Origin of the sequence: Vibrio sp. MA40-2 (assembly GCF_047302445.1) — a bacterium.
GTDB lineage: Bacteria > Pseudomonadota > Gammaproteobacteria > Enterobacterales > Vibrionaceae > Vibrio.
On sequence record NZ_CP178627.1, the window covers coordinates 374,704 to 394,685 of the forward strand.

Annotated in this window: 15 protein-coding genes; 5 read left to right on the forward strand and 10 right to left on the reverse strand. The window is 38.9% G+C overall.

Annotated elements, in window-relative coordinates; all coding sequences use genetic code 11:
- Positions 1 to 30 precede the first annotated feature (30 nt).
- The gene (locus ACLKML_RS01590; protein WP_413283343.1) at positions 31 to 1,011 is read right to left on the reverse strand and encodes a CobW family GTP-binding protein; all 981 of its coding nucleotides are present in this window, start codon (positions 1,009 to 1,011) and stop codon (positions 31 to 33) included.
- Positions 1,012 to 1,453: 442 nt separating this feature from the next.
- Between ACLKML_RS01590 and clcA the strand changes: the two genes are divergently transcribed.
- Positions 1,454 to 2,794 (forward strand): H(+)/Cl(-) exchange transporter ClcA, encoded by a 1,341-nt coding sequence (clcA, locus tag ACLKML_RS01595; RefSeq protein WP_413283344.1) that lies wholly within the window; start codon positions 1,454 to 1,456, stop codon positions 2,792 to 2,794.
- Here the strand turns inward: clcA and ACLKML_RS01600 are convergent.
- The 4 genes from ACLKML_RS01600 to ACLKML_RS01615 form a co-directional block, all read right to left on the reverse strand.
- Entirely contained in the window at positions 2,789 to 3,307 is a 519-nt protein-coding gene (locus ACLKML_RS01600) for a methylated-DNA--[protein]-cysteine S-methyltransferase (RefSeq protein ID WP_413283345.1), read from the reverse strand. The genes clcA and ACLKML_RS01600 overlap by 6 nt on opposite strands.
- 245 nt (positions 3,308 to 3,552) lie before the next feature.
- Positions 3,553 to 4,083, reverse strand: coding sequence for an MltR family transcriptional regulator (locus ACLKML_RS01605; RefSeq protein ID WP_413283346.1), 531 nt, complete (start codon positions 4,081 to 4,083; stop codon positions 3,553 to 3,555).
- Positions 4,084 to 4,143: 60 nt separating this feature from the next.
- Positions 4,144 to 5,289 carry a mannitol-1-phosphate 5-dehydrogenase gene (locus ACLKML_RS01610; protein WP_413283347.1) on the reverse strand — a complete coding sequence of 382 codons (1,146 nt, stop codon included), beginning with the start codon at positions 5,287 to 5,289 and terminating at the stop codon, positions 4,144 to 4,146.
- A 108-nt stretch (positions 5,290 to 5,397) separates the two neighbouring features.
- Entirely contained in the window at positions 5,398 to 7,284 is a 1,887-nt protein-coding gene (locus ACLKML_RS01615; RefSeq protein WP_413283348.1) for a PTS mannitol transporter subunit IICBA, read from the reverse strand.
- A 464-nt stretch (positions 7,285 to 7,748) separates the two neighbouring features.
- On the opposite strand from ACLKML_RS01615, the gene ACLKML_RS01620 reads away from it, so the two are divergent.
- On the forward strand, positions 7,749 to 8,312 hold the full coding sequence (locus ACLKML_RS01620; RefSeq protein ID WP_413283349.1) for a gamma-glutamylcyclotransferase family protein: 564 nt from the start codon (positions 7,749 to 7,751) through the stop codon (positions 8,310 to 8,312).
- On the opposite strand, the gene ACLKML_RS01625 is transcribed toward ACLKML_RS01620, so the two are convergent.
- From ACLKML_RS01625 to ACLKML_RS01640, 4 genes are all read right to left on the reverse strand, one after another.
- Positions 8,280 to 9,449 carry a MalY/PatB family protein gene (locus ACLKML_RS01625; protein WP_413283350.1) on the reverse strand — a complete coding sequence of 390 codons (1,170 nt, stop codon included), beginning with the start codon at positions 9,447 to 9,449 and terminating at the stop codon, positions 8,280 to 8,282. The genes ACLKML_RS01620 and ACLKML_RS01625 overlap by 33 nt on opposite strands.
- 157 nt (positions 9,450 to 9,606) lie before the next feature.
- Positions 9,607 to 10,920 (reverse strand): diguanylate cyclase domain-containing protein, encoded by a 1,314-nt coding sequence (locus ACLKML_RS01630; RefSeq protein ID WP_413283351.1) that lies wholly within the window; start codon positions 10,918 to 10,920, stop codon positions 9,607 to 9,609.
- A 358-nt stretch (positions 10,921 to 11,278) separates the two neighbouring features.
- A complete protein-coding gene (locus ACLKML_RS01635) occupies positions 11,279 to 12,466 on the reverse strand; it encodes an acetate/propionate family kinase (RefSeq protein WP_413283352.1) in 1,188 nt (395 codons plus the stop codon).
- Positions 12,467 to 13,101: 635 nt separating this feature from the next.
- The gene (locus tag ACLKML_RS01640) at positions 13,102 to 15,000 is read right to left on the reverse strand and encodes a DEAD/DEAH box helicase (RefSeq protein WP_413283353.1); all 1,899 of its coding nucleotides are present in this window, start codon (positions 14,998 to 15,000) and stop codon (positions 13,102 to 13,104) included.
- 549 nt (positions 15,001 to 15,549) lie between these two features.
- On the opposite strand from ACLKML_RS01640, the gene rnb reads away from it, so the two are divergent.
- Both rnb and ACLKML_RS01650 read left to right on the forward strand, forming a co-directional pair.
- Positions 15,550 to 17,559: an exoribonuclease II gene (rnb, locus tag ACLKML_RS01645; protein ID WP_413283354.1), complete on the forward strand. Its 2,010-nt coding sequence runs from the start codon at positions 15,550 to 15,552 to the stop codon at positions 17,557 to 17,559.
- Between the two features lie 76 nt (positions 17,560 to 17,635).
- Positions 17,636 to 18,442 carry a helix-turn-helix domain-containing protein gene (locus tag ACLKML_RS01650; protein WP_413283355.1) on the forward strand — a complete coding sequence of 269 codons (807 nt, stop codon included), beginning with the start codon at positions 17,636 to 17,638 and terminating at the stop codon, positions 18,440 to 18,442.
- A gap of 31 nt (positions 18,443 to 18,473) precedes the next feature.
- On the opposite strand, the gene ACLKML_RS01655 is transcribed toward ACLKML_RS01650, so the two are convergent.
- Positions 18,474 to 18,833, reverse strand: a complete 360-nt coding sequence (locus ACLKML_RS01655; protein ID WP_413283356.1) for a DUF3024 domain-containing protein — start codon at positions 18,831 to 18,833, stop codon at positions 18,474 to 18,476.
- A gap of 263 nt (positions 18,834 to 19,096) precedes the next feature.
- Here ACLKML_RS01655 and ACLKML_RS01660 point away from each other — a divergent pair, with 263 nt between their 5' ends.
- The gene (locus ACLKML_RS01660) at positions 19,097 to 19,915 is read left to right on the forward strand and encodes a phosphate ABC transporter substrate-binding protein (protein WP_413283357.1); all 819 of its coding nucleotides are present in this window, start codon (positions 19,097 to 19,099) and stop codon (positions 19,913 to 19,915) included.
- Positions 19,916 to 19,982 lie beyond the last annotated feature (67 nt).

Below are 19,982 nucleotides of genomic sequence, written 5' to 3' on the forward strand. Positions count from 1 at the left end.
GTTAATTCTCATTATTCTATTTTTCGAGCATTACATTTCTGTTAGTTGTAATAGCACGCCTTCCAATTGATCCCACGGCAATAAACAGCTATCAATAACTTCAATTCGTGATTCAAAACCACTTAATGAAAGTTCATTTACTGACACAACGCCATTGGATACATTGTAGGCAAAACACCCTTTCTCAGTGTTGATCACTCCCTTTACTCGTTCTGCTGTTAACGAACTTAACATTGAAAACATATCGTCAAAGCTGAACACTATTTCTGGTGCAAATAACCATCCACAACTAAAGTACCCCTGCCCTTTGTTCTCTTTTCGACTGTAGTTTTGACCTGGTGGTATCGAAAATTGCGGCTCCATACTGGCATGGTCATGATGATGCGTTTCGATATGTGAAGGTTGATTTTGTTCACTTCGAACCACATCCAGAAATTGCAAATCAAATTCCCCTTGAGTGGCCAGACTCGAGGCGGCTTTACTCGGTTGTTGTTTATCAAACCAGGCTTGAAATTCTGCTAAGTCTGAATCTGAACTGGTATCCGCTTTATTAGCAATAACAATATCAGCACTATCCAATTGGTCATTGAAGTTTTGATTAGTGGTATATCTATCATCAGAAAAATAACTTGGATCAACCAACGCAATAGTAGCCTTAAGATCAACATAATCACGGTACTGTGGTGAAGTTAAGATCGCTATGACTTCTTTAGGATGGCCTAAACCAGTGGGTTCAATAATTAACCTGTCAGGTTTCATACGCAGTAGTGCATTTACACCGACCGACATAGGCACGCCGGCAGTACAACACATACATCCTCCTGGTACTTCCTTGACGAATGCACCACTATCAGAAAGCATTGCGCCGTCAATTCCGATTTCGCCAAACTCGTTAACTAATACCGCCCATGATTCGTTACTTGGTTTTCGTTTGAGCAAACTTAAAATAGCGGTTGTTTTTCCTGTGCCTAAAAAGCCAGTGATAATATTGGTTGGGACCTGCTGTGACATAGTGTACTCCTGTATAGGCTAAGGAGTATAAGAGATATTCGAAGATTATAAAATGCAAAAGACGTACAACTTTGTGTACGCCTTAAAACACCTCGAGACTCAATCGTGAGTATGCGTATGGAAACAGTCAACGAAACGTTCCAACAAATAACGAGGATTATAAATAATATTTCACTTAATCCATATTGTGTGTAAAAACAAAATGTCTGTAAGACAACAAAATTAACTCCATGTAAGTAGGTTGGCTTTGCCTTACTTTTTAAGTTTGGTTGGTATTTACAAAAAAGCAATATTTGCCGAAATGAAATAGCAAAACTGTGATGTAAGTTTACCGCTTTTAAAAATTATTACTCATAAACCCACTAGAAATATATGTTATTATTTCGCCACTTATGCAGCACGCTTTCATTTAACGACCAACTATAGAGATGATGTTTATATTATGGCAAAAATTTCTCGGCCAACGCTTATCCCTAATTTTTTTTCTAATCAAAGCGACTACTTTGCTGTCGTTCTGTTATCAGGGATCGTTGGAACATTAGCCGGTATAGTTGTGTCTTACTTTAATATTTTTATTAATTGGATACTGGAATTTCGCATATCTCTACTTGATTATAGTTCACCAGACCAATTCTTAGTTCAAGCTGCCATTATCGTTTTCAGTGGGGCTTCTATGGCTGCACTCGGGTTTTGGCTCACTTATCGATTCGCTCCGGAAGCAGAAGGCAGTGGTATTCCTCATATTGAAGGAGCATTGGCTGGCGAACACGATATCCGTTGGTATCGAATTTTACCGGTTAAGTTTGTATCCGCAACACTTGCCATTGGCTCTGGTATGATTTTAGGACGAGGTGGACCTTCTATTCAATTAGGTGGCGCTGTTGGTCGTATGGTAGCAAGTAAGGCACATAAATTTGAACATGCCCAACATATCCTAGTTGCAGCAGGGTCAGCTGCTGGTCTTGCCGCGGCATTTAATACCCCTTTAACCGCAATTTTGTTTGTAAATGAAGAGATGCGACGACAGTTTAGTTATAATTTTACCTCGGTAAAATGTGTTACGTTGGCCGTAATAGCTGCCACTATTGTGATGGAATATTTAAATGGCCAAAATGCGGTTTTATTAATTCCTACCTTTGATACACCACAACTTCAATCTTTACCTACATTTGCGGCTTTGGGCATGTTGTTCGGAATTATTGGCGTCTATTTTAATAAAATGATTCTTCATACCACCAGCTGGTTTAAACATTACCATGGAACAAGCATGCTACGTTTAGTGACGACGGGCGCTTTGTTTGGTGCGCTATTCTCGTTACTGCATGTTACTTACCCTATTTTATCCGGAGGCAGTTTACCAGCCATCGCACAGCTTTTTTCTACTCCGGCTCCATGGATGGTTATGGCATTATTTTTTGCGTTAAGAATGTTTGGCACCATTGCGTGCTTTGGTTCTGGCGCTCCGGGGGGGATTTTTGCTCCAATTCTAACCTTAGGGACGTTTTTTGGCTTAACTTACGGAGTGCTAATACATGATATTGCACCTGATATAGCAACCGATGCAGGGATTTACGCAGTGGCTAGTATGGGAGCGTTGATAGCTGGGAGTTTACGTACACCGCTTACTGGGGTGGTATTGGTTGTCGAGATCTCTAATAATTATCAACTTATTCTACCAACCATGGTAACGTGTTTTGGTGCGACATTTATTGCTCAGGCCATCGGTGGAAGTCCATTATATGCATCATTACTCGAACTAAAACAAAAGGATTGGAAACTATGATGGAGCAAACATATCTTGCTCAAGCATCAGCAATTTTCTTTTCGTTTCTAAGCCACCAGCATAACCAACTAACTGACCATTACTGCCTATAATACGGTGGCATGGAACAACAATGGACAAAGCATTGGCTCCATTAGCATTAGCAACAGCACGTACTGCATTTTTATTGCCTATTCCTTGTGCCAATTCTAAATAACTCGATGTATCACCAAACTCCACTTGCATAAGTTGTTGCCAAACTTGCTTTTGAAAAGCGGTGCCAATAAACAGCAATGGTAAATCAAATTCACGACGTTTTGATTGAAAGTATTCTTCAAATTGGTTTCTAGTTTGCTGCAATACAGCATTATCTTTTTCGACAAATGTTGCACCCAATTTACTTGCAATCCGGTTATCTATAGCGGTTCGCATTTTTCTATAACGCCAGTCACACATGCATAACTTGTTTTGAAAGCTAGCAAGAAGTAGTTCACCATAGGGCGTTTTATAATTTTGGGTTTCAATAAAGTTCATAACATACACTTATTATTAAGTAAGACGATAGACCGCCACGCAGATTAAAAATCAACCTAAACAAGCGCAATCATATTACTGTGTATTTATACAGTCAAATTCTTTAGGCTCTGAAAAGGAAAATAAATTAAATATGGGTATGTAACTTAACCTAATGATTAGTGGGATGAAGATAAGAAATTGGCAAAAAATGCCCTTCCCAATCTAGACGTCTCCAGTAACGATTCGGAGCTTACATGGCAAGATTAGAAAGGACTATCCTTATTTAGTTCGTGGCATATCTCCACCACAGCAAGCGCTAAGCTGGATTTTATAACCTGTTGTTGTCTAGCTTGTTGCATTTGGTAAAATTCGATATCGACATCACCATCTGGTTCTAATTGTTCAAAATGAACCACACCCATTTTTTTTATCAGTCTCAAATTTTGAATCGACTCTAAAACTATAGGAGTTGTAAATGCGTGATCAGATAAATCGGCATTAAGATTATTCTGTAACTTAATTATATCTTCAATATCATGATAAACAGCATCAGGAATAACACCTAAACCAAAAAGTAATTTCAACCTTACACTAACGTCACCTAACGGTCCTGTATCATGTAGTAAAGGACCAACGACTGATTGTACGGCAAAGTTATCTTTTTGAAATATTCTATGCATTAGACCTTCAACTGCTTCGTTGAAAACACTGACGGCTACGACAAAAAATGCCCTAACGGAGGTTGTACTATTCAGTTTTTCAATTACTTCGGTTTCGTCTACTGTATCTACCATATTTTGTCTTTACTACATAGAGTATAAGGAAGGACTGCCCGTCCTCCCTTATAAGATTACTTAAAGCTGAGCATACAACGCATCGACGTAGGCTATTTCTTCGCCATCAACGTCAAGGCCTGTATATTTAGCAAGTGTTGCTTTCACGCCTTCTGCTTTTAGTGACTCTTGTAGCTCTACAGCTTGCGGGTCTGAATTATTGGTGTATTTCAACGCTGCTGCAACACCTTTAAGTAACGTTTTGTTTGCTGTGCCATACTCTATCGTACCAAGTAATGGTTTGATCAAGCGATCACCTGCACCAAGTTTACGTAATGGCTGACGACCAACACGATCAACTTCATCAACAAGATATGGGTTAGCAAAACGTCCTAGAATTTTTTCAATATACGCAGCATGTGCGGCAGGTTCAAAACCGTAGCGACGAATTAGAACCTCACCACTTTCTTCCATTGCTTGTTTTACGTCAGCTTTAATAGTTTGATCTTCAATAGCTTCACGAATGGTGTTGTGACCAGCAAGACAACCTAAATAAGCCGTAACACAGTGACCTGTATTAAGGGTGAACAATTTACGCTCAACAAATGCCATTAGGTTATCGGTGCATTCCATACCTGGAATGTTTGGAATATCACCTTTAAATTGAGTCTGGTCAACAATCCACTCACTGAATGTTTCTACCGTCACGGCTAGAGGATCGGTTTCTCCCTCTTCTGCTGGAGGAACAATTCGGTCAACTGCTGAATCAACGAATCCAACCAATTCTTCAACTTTTGGTTTCACTTCGTCACTTAATTTTTCAAATACTGCTTCTTTAAGTTGACTAGTACCGCGTACCATATTTTCACAAGCGATAATATTAAGCGGTGTAGAAATGCCTTGAGCTAAGCGCTTTTCGATTGCTTCTGCCACTGTTCCCGCAATGATTTTTAAGACTGTTGGTCCAACCGCTGTAGTAACGAGATCTGAGGCTACAATGGCATCGACAATTTCAGGGCTAGTAGAATTCAATGCAGTAACGCCTGTAACCATTTCAACTTTACAGTCTGCGCCAACCACCTTAACAGGATACTCATTGCGAGCAATCAACCCATTAACGACTTCTTCATTAACATCTGCAAAAGTAACATCTACTCCTGCGTCTGCTAGTAATTTACCAATAAAACCACGACCAATGTTACCTGCGCCAAAATGTAGTGCTTTCATAATATGTATTCCAAAAAAATAAAAGTTATTAAAATCAAAAATGAGGTCAGCCATTGGGGGCAAAGGCCGACCTCGTTCACTTCGCTTAGGAGCGTCGATTAAAAGGAATTAATTGCCATTTAAAATTCGAAGTACATCATCTGGATTAGATGTAGACTTCAGACATTCAATTGCTTCGTCATCGTCAAGTGAATTTGTAATTGCTGAGATAACTTGGATATGTTCATCACCTTGAGCGGCAATACCAATAACCATCTTAGCAACATCATCTTCATCTTCACCCCATTGAATACCTTGAGGGAACTGACAGAAGACAATACCTGTTTTTAGTACGTGTTGTTTTGCTTCAATTGTACCGTGTGGAACAGCGATAGATTCACCCAGATAGGTAGAAACTAATTCTTCACGTGCCAGCATACCGGCAACATATTCGGGAGCCACATTACCCAACTTAACAAGTTGTTCACCAGCAAACTTGATAACTTCTTCTTTAGTTGACGCTTCCATTCCTAAAAAGATGTTGTCAGTTGATAACTTTAGTGTTCCTTCTTCACTAGAGTTTGTGTCTACTGATGCTTCAGGCTTTTTTGCAGCGCCCTCTTGAGCAGCAACAAGCTCAGAGACTAAATTGTCATATAACGCGTTATCTAAGAAGTTAGACAGTGAAATATGTTTAGCAGAAGCAGCATGGTTACGCGCTCTGTCGGTTAAATCTTTATGAGTAACAACAATATCAACATCTTGTGGTAGGTTGTTAATCGCAAGGTTTGTGACTTCAATCTGTAGGTTAGCCGCTTCAACTTTCTTACGTAGAAGACTCGCACCCATTGCACTTGAACCCATACCTGCATCACAAGCTACAATGATTTTGGTCACTTGAGCCATGTTGATGTCAGTACCAGCCGCACCTTTTGAAGTCGACTTCATGTTTTTCATTTGGTTAGTCGCGTCTTCTAGAGAGTCATCATCGTCTGTTTGTTTTTGAGTTTTCATCAGTAGCGATGCAACAAAGAATGAAACAGCAGCCGATGCGATTACTGAAAGAATAACGCCAACAAATGCAGCTTTCGGAGTCATCAACAATACAGCAAAGATAGAGCCAGGAGATGCTGGAGAAACAAGACCAGAATCAAACATTACGTTAACGAATACACCTGTAGAACCACCAGCGATAACTGCTAGGATTAGACGAGGGTTCATTAATACGTATGGGAAATAAATTTCGTGGATACCACCTAAGAAGTGGATGATAGACGCACCAGCAGCAGATTGTTTTGCAGCACCTTTACCAAACGCCATGTAAGCAAGTAGTAAGCCTAGACCTGGTCCTGGGTTTGCTTCGATTAGGAAGAAAATTGAACGACCCGCTTCTTCTGCTTGTTGGATACCAAGTGGCGAGAAGATACCGTGGTTAATTGCGTTGTTTAAGAATAGGATCTTAGCTGGTTCAACAAAAATTGATGTAAGAGGTAGTATACCTGTTTCAACCAGAACATTTACACCTGATGCCATTGCAGTAGATAGCGCTTTAACAGCTGGACCAACAACAACATAAGCTAGAATCGCACAGATCATACCAATGATACCAGCTGAGAAGTTGTTAACTAACATCTCAAAGCCGCTTTTCACTTTACCATGAACCGCTGCATCAAATTTCTTGATAGCAAGTGCACCTAATGGACCAACAATCATCGCACCCATAAACATTGGGATATCAGTACCAACGATAACACCCATTGTTGTAACAGCACCAACGACGGCACCACGTTCACCAGCAACCATTTTACCACCGGTATAACCGATAAGTAGAGGTAGCAAATAAGTAATCATTGGACCAACCATTGAAGACAAAGTCTCGTTTGGAATCCAACCTGTTGGAATGAATAGAGCAGTAATAAAACCCCAAGCAATGAATGCACCAATATTTGGCATTACCATGTTGGAGAGAAAACGACCAAAGTTCTGTACTTTGACCTTCGCTTCTGGTGATAACATAAGAGTTCCCCGTTCGATGTTCTAAAGTTTATGTTGTCGGTTCGCTAAAACCGTATTTTGTTTCGACACAATAAATTTAACACATAAAACGTGCTTTTCACTTATAGCCGAACATTCGTGACAATAGTCACAATAAATAAATAACAAAGATAAAATAAAGTGATTTAACCTGCAAAAAGTCAATGTAATTTTATTACATTTATCTAATTAAAACAAAGTCAACAATTAAATAAGATTTGATGTCACACTTTATAAAATTTAAATAAAAAGTTTATTGAGATACAGATCACATTATGATTATTTGTAACCTATTAGACAAGATTAATAGTGATATAAATCACATAGTTGATTTGTTAATGTGATGTAAGTCATGTTCAATTAGTGTACAAAATGAAGACATGAAATTTTTTTACAATAAAAGACCCTATTCTGTAATTTAATATTAATTAGGAAAATTAGATTCTATGTACATATTTGGCTATGGCAGCTTACTTAACTCCCATTCACGGAAACTAACCGGACAAACAGGCGAGGCTATCCCCGTAGTAGTCAGTGGACTAGTCCGTCACTGGAGTTTAATTGATGATAGCTACCAGCTATCACCTTTAGCGGTTGAGATTGGTGAAGGTCAAGTTAATGGTGTTTTACTTGAAGTTAATGATAGCTCACTCAATGATTTCGACATTAGAGAAGCTGGTTATTCTCGTATTAAAATCAATCATAATAAAATAGATATGCCAGGTAGATTAGATTCAACCAAGCCAGTATGGGCCTACGTAACAAACAGCATAAACTCCCCCACAGAGCAAGCTCCTATAGTGCAAAGCTACGTTGATACGGTTTTAGCGGGATGTCTTGATATTTCCGAAAATTTCGCGATTCATTTTATTGAGACCACCTTAGGATGGCATCATCCTTTTGAAAATGATAGAACTCAACCGAAATACCAACGACGAGCAGGCGTTACGGATGAGCATATATCAATCATTGATAATTTACTCGCTAAAAGCGCTGCATATTCTGTCTAAAGCTTGACTAAGTATGGCACGACGGCAGGCAATGTTTATTCTCTGATAACCTTTGCCTTCTTTACCAAACATGGTTCCACCTTCTAATAAGACGTTAGCTTTTTTTACCATCAAATCGTCTATCTTAGCTGGCGTTAAACCATAAGCAGTCAAATCTAGCCAAATGAAATAGGTGCCTTCAGGAACGATAAACTGCGCTTTCGGCAAGTTTTTTTCTAAGTATGACTTAGCGAAATCAAAGTTGCTGTCTATATAATCGATCACCTGCTCTAACCAAGGTTCTCCATAAGTATAAGCGGCTTTAACTGCAGAGATAGCGATAGGAGAAGGTAACGAAAGACCAAGTTTCTCATTCCACTTCTGTTTAAAATGTTGGTTTTGAATCACAATATTCGAAATATGTAAGCCGGCTAGATTAAACGTTTTACTAGGCGCTGTGCATGTAATAATTTTATCTTCATTGGGGAGTAATGACGCTAGAGGATAGTGTGTTACTCCTTTTCTGACTAAATCGAAATGAATTTCATCACTTACAAGTAATACATCATTCTCCAAACAAATATTTGCGACTTTAATCAGATCTTCCGCAGACCAAACGGTCCCAGTAGGGTTATGCGGACTACAAAACAACATCACTTTATTGCTAGCTACTTTAGCTTTTTTCTCTAGGTTGTCAAAATCAATTGAATAGACACCTTGCTTATTGATCAAAGGGTTATCTACTACTACTCGCCCTGTTCTGTTTATAACAGTGGCAAACATATGATAAACCGGAGGCTGGATAATCACGCCCTCATTCGGCTGGGAAAATATAGAAATTAGACCTTCTAGTGCCGGAATGACACCACTGGTAGTGACTATATCATCAGTATCAACCGACCAATTAAACCGCGATTGAAACCAACTTTGTACGCTTTGGTAATAGCCTTGGTCAGCCATACTATAACCAAAAATTTGTTGATTAACTCGAACGCGCATCGCATCGATAATTTCGGGTGCACAGGGAAAATCCATATCAGCGACCCACAACGGAAGTGTATCTTCATTAACATGAGGCGAAATCTTTTTCATAAACTCCCATTTCAGAGAGTGACTACCCGTCCTATCAACTTCTTTATCAAGATCTATTTTTTTCATATTAGTTACTCTAATTTTACGAATATTTGACTTACTAAGCGGTTAGCTAACTGACTTATTCGACGCGATAGGCATCGTTAACACAACATACTATGTTTGGTTATAGATCTATAGATGGGAATAAACATGTGTTAGCTTTACACTGAAATTATGCTATTCACGCCGCATAGGTCGTTTGGTTTTTACCGTTGGATTTAGCCTGATATAACGCTTGATCGACTATTTCTAATGTATCAACGACGGAATCAAGGCATTGGGGAATTAAAGTAATAACACCAACACTAATAGTTAAAACAGGCTTTATGTTAGATTCATCATGAGCAATTTGAAGCGCTTCAACATGTTCGTGTATTCGAGCAGATATTATGTCGGCTTTATTCTTGTCAGTATTTGGCAATATGAACGCAAACTCTTCCCCACCTATCCTAAACACTCGATCTTGCTCGTGGGTGAGTGATTTTTGCAATGCGCTAGCTACCTTAATTAAGGTTCGGTCACCTTCACTATGGCCATATTTATCATTTAAGCCTTTAAACTCATCTATATCACAAAACATTATAGTCATAGGTGTCTGTTGAATATAATGAGAGTTCCAAACAGAGTGTAACGTCTCATCAAAATAGCGACGATTACCAATATCAGTCAGCCCATCAATCAAACTTAAGCGCTTAAATTCCTCTTTAGCTTGTTGTAATGCTTGCTTAGCGATTTGCCCCTCCGTGATATCTCGAGCGACAATAAAAAGCCCTCTTTTATTGGTTTCTCTATCAAAATAGATAAACTTTCTAGCTTCTATCCACTGTTTATTGCCAGATTTATCGATAACCTCATCGACAATATGGAATTCCTCTCCAGTATCTAAAACACTTTTATCTGATGCAGCAAATTTTTCGGCAATACTTTTATCTGCAACCTCATCTAACTTCTTACCAATCAACTCATTTGGATCTGCGATTCCTAATGCTTCGACAAAACTTTGATTACAGGCTTCATACACTAAATTTTCATCTGTCATCCCAACGGCGTCAGGAATATTGTGAATAATACTCTGTAGAAATGCTTTGTTGTATACAAGGCGCTCACCTAAAGACTCCTGAGCATGTTGTAGGCTAGACAAATCGAGATTAACCGTAATTTGCCAACATCTTTTACCTCGAAAATAAATTTTCTGTCCAAAAAAGGAATAATAATAATTAGAATCGTGAGATTGATATTTATAGTGAAATGATTTGTCGGTATTTTGTTGTAAGAATTGCAGGAAATTAGAATCAAGTTGTACGAAATTGTCTGATGTTAAACCCAAAAATGTTATGTCTTGAAATGATTGGCTTAAAAAAATGACGTGACCTGATGTATCTAAAATAACTGTGGAAGGTTGGCTCATAACGACTCTAGTTGTTGCTAAATGATAGCTAAACAACATAAGCCCTGTAAGCACGGTAAAAATCGTACCAGCGATTACTATATCCATATATTCAACCAACTAATATTAACCGTTTTATATCTGCCAGTAACACAGCCACAAACTATGTCGCCAAACTATGCCGACGAACTATGTCTACGAACTATGCCAGCGAACTATATTCGAAAACTATACCCACAAATTATATTCGGATAAAAAACATACATAATTTTTTTGTAACACCAGATAGTACATTAATTTTACCAACTGACAACATTTAAAATCGTTCAAACAGAGAAATGGTCATTGATCGATAAGCCTTTACCGCAGATTATTCTGACCAGCATACTATAAAAAGCGGCTATCAAATGATAGCCGCTATATAGTAAAGCAAATAATTACATGTTAACTGCAGTTATGTAAGCAATTAAATTAAAGCAATCGCATCTTGTGCAATCACTAACTCTTCATTAGTAGGAATCACCATTGCAACAGGTGTCCCCTCTTGAGTAATGAAACCACTGGCGCCAAATCGTGCTGCTTCGTTTTTCGCTCTATCTTCTTTATAGCCTAGAAGGTTAAGGTAACTCAATATTTCACTACGAATTGGCAAAGAGTTTTCACCTATTCCTCCAGTAAAAATAATACCATCCAGTGAATCTAACGAAATCATATAAGAACCGATGTACTTAGCTACTCTATAAGTAAATACTTCAAACGCAAGTTTCGCCCCTGCATGCCCTTCTTCCATTGCATCAAGAATTCCGCGAGCATCGCTGGTTAATCCAGAAACTCCTAAGAAACCAGATTTTTTATTCAGCGTGTCAAAAACTTCATCTTGGCTCCAACCTTTTTTAAGCAAAAACTCGATTACACCTGGGTCTAAATCACCGCTTCGAGTACCCATCATCAAGCCAGCTAGTGGAGTAAAGCCCATAGAAGTATCAACGCTTTCACCATTACTAACAGCACATACAGATGCACCATTACCTAGGTGAACAGAAATAAAGCTCGATTGTTCAACTGGTTTATTCAGCATTTTAGCCGCTTCACGACTCACATAGAAATGGCTAGTACCGTGGAAACCGTAACGACGTATCGCATATTGCTCATAAAGCTCATGAGCTATCCCACCAGTAAATGCTTTAGCAGGCATTGTTTGGTGGAATGCGGTATCAAATACAGCGACTTGAGGTAGTGATGGGAATGCTTTAAGAGCCGCATGGATTCCTAACAAGTTAGCTGGATTATGCAGTGGCGCTAGATCTTGTACTGCTTCAATATCTTTTATCACTGTTTCATCAATTAACACTGATTTTTTAAATATTTCGCCACCGTGTACCACACGGTGACCAACAGCAACAATGCTGTCAGTTAAGCCAAGTTTAGTTACCAAATCTACAAGTATTGCTATAGCTGCCTGATGATGATTGCCAGCCTCTTTAATTGAAACTTCTGTTTTTTCACCTTGGTATTTCCAACTCATGCGTGAATCGTCAAGACCAAAACATTCACCTAAGCCAGTCAATAACGCATCACCTGATTCTGATTCAATTACTGCGAATTTCAAAGACGAACTACCAGAGTTAATCACGAGTACAAACTTGTTTGCCATAAGACAGGTATCCTTTGTTATCTAGCTCTGCACATTCAGTGCCCCATTTCCTACGCCCATTATTCAATAATTTTTGAATCTTTCAACTTTTATTGAAAATAAATTACATTGAGCAGCAATTTTGTTGATTAAGATCATGTTTATATTTTTTACTAGTATTGAATTAAACCAACATATTCATCATACAACAATACAAATTAAAATTATAATCGTTTTAACGAAATAATTTATCAATTTAATGTTTGCTTCGTTTGCAGGAACTTTAGCATCGGTTAAATTTAGTTTGCTTTAATAGTATTAAAACAATTGATATGCCCACTTCCATTCATCAGAGCAATTAATCTAAAGAATTAGTAACCATCATTTGGCAGCGATAATGCAGGGTATAGAGTGAACGTATAGATGAAAAAGGTAGTAAATGAAGAATAAATAGATAGTGAATAGATAAGAAAAAGATGACTACAACCAAGCTAAGTGGCAGTGCCGATGATGAAGAGAAGAGAAGAGAAAAGCTGATTTAGCACCAAACATTAGGGCTAAATTTCAAACCAATTGTATCGCTATAATTGACTCTTTTATAAAAAAAACCGAGCAAATGCTCGGTTTTTTTATTCTTTATGGAGTGCTGATGTGAATTAAGCGTCTCTACGAGGAGAAGTGTTTGCACCGCGAGTAGAAGATCTTTCGCCACGATAACCACCTCGGTTGTCACCACCACGATTACGGTCAAAACGACGTTCGCCATCTTTACCTGCGCCTCTGTTGCCACCACGTCCACCTTCACGGTTTCCACGATAACCACCACCGTCACGACGGCCACCTTCGCTGCGACCACCTTCACTTCGGCCACCACGCGACTCGCGGAAATCAGAAAAATCACATACAACAGCTGATACTTCTTTTTGTCTAATACGAAGTTTACGCAGCTTACCAGTCGTGTCTGAATTCATTGTTTTAGGCAACTGAACAAAAGTATGCCCTTGAGCCAATTTAATTGCACCGATAGACCCTTTAGTTAAACCAAGTTCGTTAGCCAGTGCACCTACAATATCTTTAACCTGAACACCTTGCTCACGGCCAACTTGTAGCTGATAGGTATCCCAATCTTTAGTTGCGCCACCATAGCTGCGTCCTTGGCCTTCACCACGGCGATCACTATCACGACGTTCTGAACGACGCTTCTTATCACGTTCAATAGCCGCAATCATTGGGTCAGGACCTTTATAAAATAAAGGTGTTTTACCTTGAGCACGTTGAAGCAACATGGCAGCAAGTGTTGTCGCATCAATTTCTAAAGATGTTTGCAGCTTCTCAACCAACTCAGCAAAGTTAACCAAAGAAGGATTTTCTTTTTCACTTTCTAATTCAGCACCTAATTTAGCAAGGCGAGACTCAGCAACTTGATCACGAAGTGGCAATTGAATTTCTTGCATACTTGATTTCGTTACACGCTCAATGGTACGCAACATACGAATTTGATTGGTACGAACAAGTAAGATTGCAGTCCCTTTACGTCCAGCACGACCTGTACGACCGATACGGTGGATATAAGATTCTACATCAAATGGAATATCGTAGTTGAAAACGTGTGTAATACGCGGTACATCGAGACCACGAGCCACAACATCTGTTGCTACTAGTATATCGATTACACCTTTTTTTATGTGGTCAACTGTACGTTCACGAAGAGACTGTGGAATATCTCCGTGTAACGCAGCAACTTTAAAGCCACGTGCAGAAAGGTAATCGGCTAGTCTTTCGGTATCTTGACGAGTACGTACAAATACAATAGATGCATCGGTTTCTTCGGTTTCTAATAGACGAGTCATTGCTTCGTCTTTTTCTACACCTTTAACAACCCAATACTTCTGCTCTACTTTATCAACAGTATGGTTAGCACCCGCAACGTCAACTCGTGCTGGATCACGTAAGAATCTATCAACAATTTTTTTCAACATTGGAGGCATTGTTGCTGAAAACAGTACGCGTTGCGCAGTTTCAGGAGCATGTTCCATAATAGCGGTAACATCGTCTACAAAGCCCATATTAAGCATTTCATCCGCTTCATCTAGAACGAATGTTTTTACTTCACCAAGATGCAGGCGATCTCGGTTTATTAAATCTTGTACACGCCCAGGCGTACCAACAACAATATGAGTGCCAGCTTTTAGTGCACGCATTTGATCAACGATCGACGCGCCACCATAAATTTCAAGCACTTTTAGTCCTTTAATATTACGGCCTAAATTCTTGATCTCAGCCGCAACCTGAATCGCGAGCTCACGAGTTGGCGCAAGTACGATTGCTTGTGGTTTATACTGTTTAAGTTCAATTTTATTTAGAATCGGTAAAGAAAACGCGGCTGTTTTACCAGTACCTGTTTGTGCTTTACCTAGAGCATCGCGGCCTTCTAAAAGAAATGGTATTGAAGCAGCTTGGATGGGAGTTGGAGAAACAAAGCCCATGTCGGTTAACGCGGACAGTAATTGGTCATTCAGTGTTAAGTCACTGAACTTAATATCGGAATCTTGCATTAGGATCCTATTTTTGCTAATAATTCATCGGTCCCATGTGCTCTTCCAATTCCAATACTTCAATGGTTGCACGAACCATTCGCACCAATTCCATTCAGAAGCCAAGAGTATAAAAACGCATCAAGCCATTAGGGACATATCTAAGGGGGGCGAATAATGCCCTAATTCGCAGAAAAAATCCAGAAAAAATTGAAATACATCACACTTTTATCTAATTTAATCCTATTTTTTTTATTAAAACATCAAAATCAGAACTAGATCGCTATATTGCTGAGCACCAGTATTATTGAACGACAGGTTAATCTTAGGCGTCGATGGCTTATTAATACGACTCGTTCCTCGGCAATGTCAAAAAAAAACACATAATCATAAAAACTAAGCATTACAACAGTAATAAATTGAGTGTGTTAGTAGTAATAAATAAGATAAAATAGTAGTAATAAATAAGATGAAATAGTAGTAATAGATCACTGCAATGATATAGTTAACCCACAGCCCAGTTTGCGCTCACTATGAATCGCGCAGTAAATCAAAGCAGACAAATACAACATGTTTCAAGATAATCCCCTACTAGCTCAATTAAAGCAGCAAATAAAGGACAACATCCCAACGAAAGAAGGCGTAATCAAAGCAACTGAGAGAGGCTTTGGTTTTCTTGAAGTGGACAGTAAAACTCGTTTCTTTATCCCGCCTCCATATATGAAGAAGTGTCTTCATGGTGATAAGGTGGTAGCCCTCATCCGGACTGAAAACGGAAAAGAGGTCGCTGAACCGGATCAGTTAGTTGAACAAAACCTAAATCGTTTTATCGGCCGAATAAAAATGATTAAAGGAAGGCTTAATGTTGTAGCCGACAAGACTCAATTTAAACACGTCACATTCAAAGCCAAAGCGAAGAAAGGCTTTAGTCCACAACAATTACATGATGGCGATTGGGTTGTTGCGCATCTCGTTCAGCATCCACTATCTGATAATAAAGGCTTTTTAGTTGAGATAAGTAACAAGATCACTGATGGCAACGATAAAATTGCCCCGTGGTGGGTTACGCTAGCTGAAAATGATCTGCCTAACTGTGAACCCGCAGGAATTGATGACTGGCAACAAATCGATGATGAACGTTTAGAGCGAGTTGATCTTACCGAAATACCTTTTGTCACTATAGACGGCGAATCAACCAAAGATATGGATGATGCTTTATACGCAGAACAGCTTGAATCTGGTGGCTTCAAACTCATGGTCGCTATAGCTGACCCGACGGCTTATATCCCTGCTGATAGTGAAATGGATAAAGTGGCTAGAGAACGAGGTTTTACTATCTATCTTCCTGGCAGAAACATTCCTATGTTGCCGAGAGAGTTAGCCGATGAGCTCTGCTCGCTAGTAGAAAAACAAACTCGTCTCGCGTTATGTTGCACTGTAACTATTTCTAAAGATGGCGTGATACAAGACGATATCTCATTTTTTGCAGCTCGCATACAATCTCATGCACGCTTGATTTATGACCAGGTTTCAGACTGGCTTGAAAACGGAACGAGTCAAGATTGGCAACCGAGTAGCACCGAAGCTAAGGTAATTAAAGACTTATCATCGCTGGCTGCCGCACGAGCAGAATGGAGACAAAGTAACGCAGTGGTTTTTCAAGACCGCCCTGACTACCGTTTTGAATTAAGTGATGACAATGACGTGCTCGCGATCCATACAGAACAACGAAGAACGGCAAATAAAATTGTTGAAGAATGCATGATCACTGCCAATATTTGTGCTGGTATGATTCTGAAACAGCAATTTTCAGCTGGAATTTTTAATACTCATTCAGGATTTAAAGCTGAAAAAATTAAAGACGTTGTACAGCTGATTAACTCTGAAGTAGTTGATTGCAAATTAGCCACTTCAGATGATGACAAGCGCTTTGATGAACACAATCTCACAACATTAGAGGGCTTTAGCGCGTTAAGACGTTGGTTAAACACGCAAGACACGTCCTATTTAGATAACCGATTAAGAAAATCACAAGCCTACAGTGAAATAAGTACAACGCCTTCAGAACATTACGCTATGGGTTTAGATATTTATGCGACCTGGACTTCACCAATCCGCAAATATAGCGATATGATTAATCATCGATTATTAAAAGCGCACATATTAGGTGTATCGCCAACTATACCGCTAGACAGTAAAATCGGTGACGAATTAGCATTAATTCGTAAACATCATAAATTTGCTGAGAGAAACGTCGCCGACTGGTTATATGCTAGAAGCCTAATTAATGAGCCACAAAAGGCAACCAAATATAATGGTGAAATATTTGATATTAACCGAGCTGGATTAAGAGTGCGTATCATCGAAAATGGTGCAACGGCATTTATACCAAGCTCATTAATTACAGCGGACAAAGAACGAATCGACCTTAATTGGGAACTAGGAATAGTATCTATAGACGATGATCACGTTTACAAACTTGGTGATGTGCTAGAAATAGTATTAAGTGAGGTCAATATAGAAACTCGAAATATTGTCGCCAAACCAACCCAACAATTTCCCGAACTTAAATCGGTGTAATTAGAGTATTCTAACGACACTTTTATGCTACTAAAGGTGCATGATTTGCACCTTTTTATTAAAACAATGTGAGTATATGTCTCGAATTAAAGTCTATAAACATGACGTTTTTATTGCCAGGAAAACCAACCGCTACCCACTAACTCAATGCGGTATCATTTTTATTTCCAATGGAGAAGTGAGCTACCAAACAAAAGAACAACAATCTCGCATTCTCAAGGCGGGTGAGTTCTCTATTTACCACTCAGAACGGATAGATTGTTTAGAATCCCACGCTAAAAATGGTTATTTTAGTGCAGAAATAGTCACATTTGAGCCTAGCTTATTTAGACAGTTTTGCGACAACTTACAACACTCTGCGTCTTTAGCTGACCAACAACCGTTACAAAATTTTGCATTGAGTGACCAGCACTCTACCGCAAAAAACATTTTGGAGCTGTTATTACATGCCAAACAAAGTGGATCCAGTTCAGAAGCGACGTTGGAATCGCTAGCACAAGCACTCGTGTATGAAATGCTGTCAATCGAGCCTGGTTTCTTCCCTATTATCAAGAGCGCTTGTAACCAAGGTACAGCCGAAAAGGTAATTGCTTTCATTGAAATAAATATCGAAAACGATGTTTCTTTAGAAACAACAGCGCACTTCTTAGGCATGTCCATTGCCACTCTCAAAAGGCGCTTAGCAGCAGAAAACTTGAGCTTTTCTCAAATATTAAAAACCAAACGTGTTAATCACGCAGCAACAAAACTCAGATTAAGCAATAAATCAATTGCACAAATCGCAACTGAATCTGGCTTCAAAAGTGCAGCGCATTTCAGTACAGCGTTCAAAGGTGTGCAAGGGATGACACCAAAAGAGTTTAGACAACAGGTCAAATCGTAAACATAAAAGGGAACAAAATCGTTCTCTTTTACTACCAGATTAGCTGATAAGGGTCTAATTCAATTTCATTCAACAGTGGCATAAAATCTGTGTTAGGTTTTAAATGCGGGTAAGGTAACCAAGCCAATAGCTCATCACTACTTTGATCTCGTTGTGCAACAAAAAGCGCCCAGACATTTGTACTCGAATTATATTCTAATTTCGCTATTGAATATTCGTTATTTACATGCGAAGAATCTAGCAAAAAACATAACTTGGTAAATATTACGCCTTCCGAATATATTTCATACTGAGCTTTGCCCATTTCAGCTAATATACTTTGATTTCGACTTGAGCACATGGCGCTAACCGCTTTCTCAAGACGGAATTGCTCTATCTCAGATATATGCATATTCAGCTCCATAATTAATGTCGTTCGTCTAAGTATAACTCATATTAATGCCAATTGAACAAATAGCCACTTTATTGTTAATAGACACACTAATTTATTATTTAGCCCTTAATTTGGTCTTAAGCACATTAACTTTCTATGCCATCACTAATCGCTATCAATGGATCTAACCGTTACAAAAACACTAATCGCTTACCATTCATAAAAATGTCATACCTTAGAAATACAATTTAGCTAATCAAAAATAATTGTCAGGAGATTTTATGTACCGTGTTGTTCTCACCACCCTATTATCAGTATGTTTATTGTTACCTTCGGTGCAAGCAAAGCAAGTGAACATTTCGGGTTCAACATCCGTTTCTCGCATCATGGAAGTATTGGCTGAGGAATTCAATGCAACATATGACACCCGTTACATCGCCGTTCAAGGTATAGGATCCACAGCTGGTATTACCATGGTAGACAAAGGCGTTGCAGAGATAGGCATGAGCTCTCGCTACTTAACCGAAGCTGAATACCAGCAAGATTTAACCACATTAACTATCGCTTATGACGGCTTAGGCGTGGTAGTAAACCATGCTAATAAAATAAACGATATTTCACGCCAACAGCTGTTTGATGTTTACAAAGGAACAATCACTAACTGGAAACAACTTGGTGGAAAAGATCTTGATATCGCCGTAGTTACCCGCGAGCTGTCTTCTGGTTCTCGAGCTAGCTTTGAATCATTACTAGGGTTAACTCGAGTCATTAACAAACAATTAGTGTCTGATATCAACCCAACCAATCTGGTTGTCAGCAGTAATAGCATGGTAAAAACTATCGTCAATCATAACCCACAAGCGATTGGCTTCATTTCTGATGGCTCGGTAGACAATACGGTTAAGGAAATAATGTTCGAAGGGATAGAAGCAAACGCCAACAACATTAAGAATAAATCCTATCAACTATCGCGGCCTTTTATTGTTTTCTATCAGTCTGACAAAATCAGTCAAGATGGCAAAAAGTTCATAGATTTCATTCAATCGAAACGTGCCAAAGAATTAATTCTACAATATGGGTACATTCCAGCTGAACAGTAGTCTTTAAACAACGGTAGTCTTTAAAAAACGTTTGCCACCATCACAGAGCATAATTCAGCATTAATTA

Coding starts and splice junctions, on each gene's coding strand:
- ACLKML_RS01590 (WP_413283343.1), bottom strand. CDS start 1,011: ATGTCACAGCAGGTCCCAACCAATATTATCACTGGCTTTTTAGGCACA.
- clcA (WP_413283344.1), top strand. CDS start 1,454: ATGGCAAAAATTTCTCGGCCAACGCTTATCCCTAATTTTTTTTCTAAT.
- ACLKML_RS01600 (WP_413283345.1), bottom strand. CDS start 3,307: ATGAACTTTATTGAAACCCAAAATTATAAAACGCCCTATGGTGAACTA.
- ACLKML_RS01605 (WP_413283346.1), bottom strand. CDS start 4,083: ATGGTAGATACAGTAGACGAAACCGAAGTAATTGAAAAACTGAATAGT.
- ACLKML_RS01610 (WP_413283347.1), bottom strand. CDS start 5,289: ATGAAAGCACTACATTTTGGCGCAGGTAACATTGGTCGTGGTTTTATT.
- ACLKML_RS01615 (WP_413283348.1), bottom strand. CDS start 7,284: ATGTTATCACCAGAAGCGAAGGTCAAAGTACAGAACTTTGGTCGTTTT.
- ACLKML_RS01620 (WP_413283349.1), top strand. CDS start 7,749: ATGTACATATTTGGCTATGGCAGCTTACTTAACTCCCATTCACGGAAA.
- ACLKML_RS01625 (WP_413283350.1), bottom strand. CDS start 9,449: ATGAAAAAAATAGATCTTGATAAAGAAGTTGATAGGACGGGTAGTCAC.
- ACLKML_RS01630 (WP_413283351.1), bottom strand. CDS start 10,920: ATGGATATAGTAATCGCTGGTACGATTTTTACCGTGCTTACAGGGCTT.
- ACLKML_RS01635 (WP_413283352.1), bottom strand. CDS start 12,466: ATGGCAAACAAGTTTGTACTCGTGATTAACTCTGGTAGTTCGTCTTTG.
- ACLKML_RS01640 (WP_413283353.1), bottom strand. CDS start 15,000: ATGCAAGATTCCGATATTAAGTTCAGTGACTTAACACTGAATGACCAA.
- rnb (WP_413283354.1), top strand. CDS start 15,550: ATGTTTCAAGATAATCCCCTACTAGCTCAATTAAAGCAGCAAATAAAG.
- ACLKML_RS01650 (WP_413283355.1), top strand. CDS start 17,636: ATGTCTCGAATTAAAGTCTATAAACATGACGTTTTTATTGCCAGGAAA.
- ACLKML_RS01655 (WP_413283356.1), bottom strand. CDS start 18,833: ATGCATATATCTGAGATAGAGCAATTCCGTCTTGAGAAAGCGGTTAGC.
- ACLKML_RS01660 (WP_413283357.1), top strand. CDS start 19,097: ATGTACCGTGTTGTTCTCACCACCCTATTATCAGTATGTTTATTGTTA.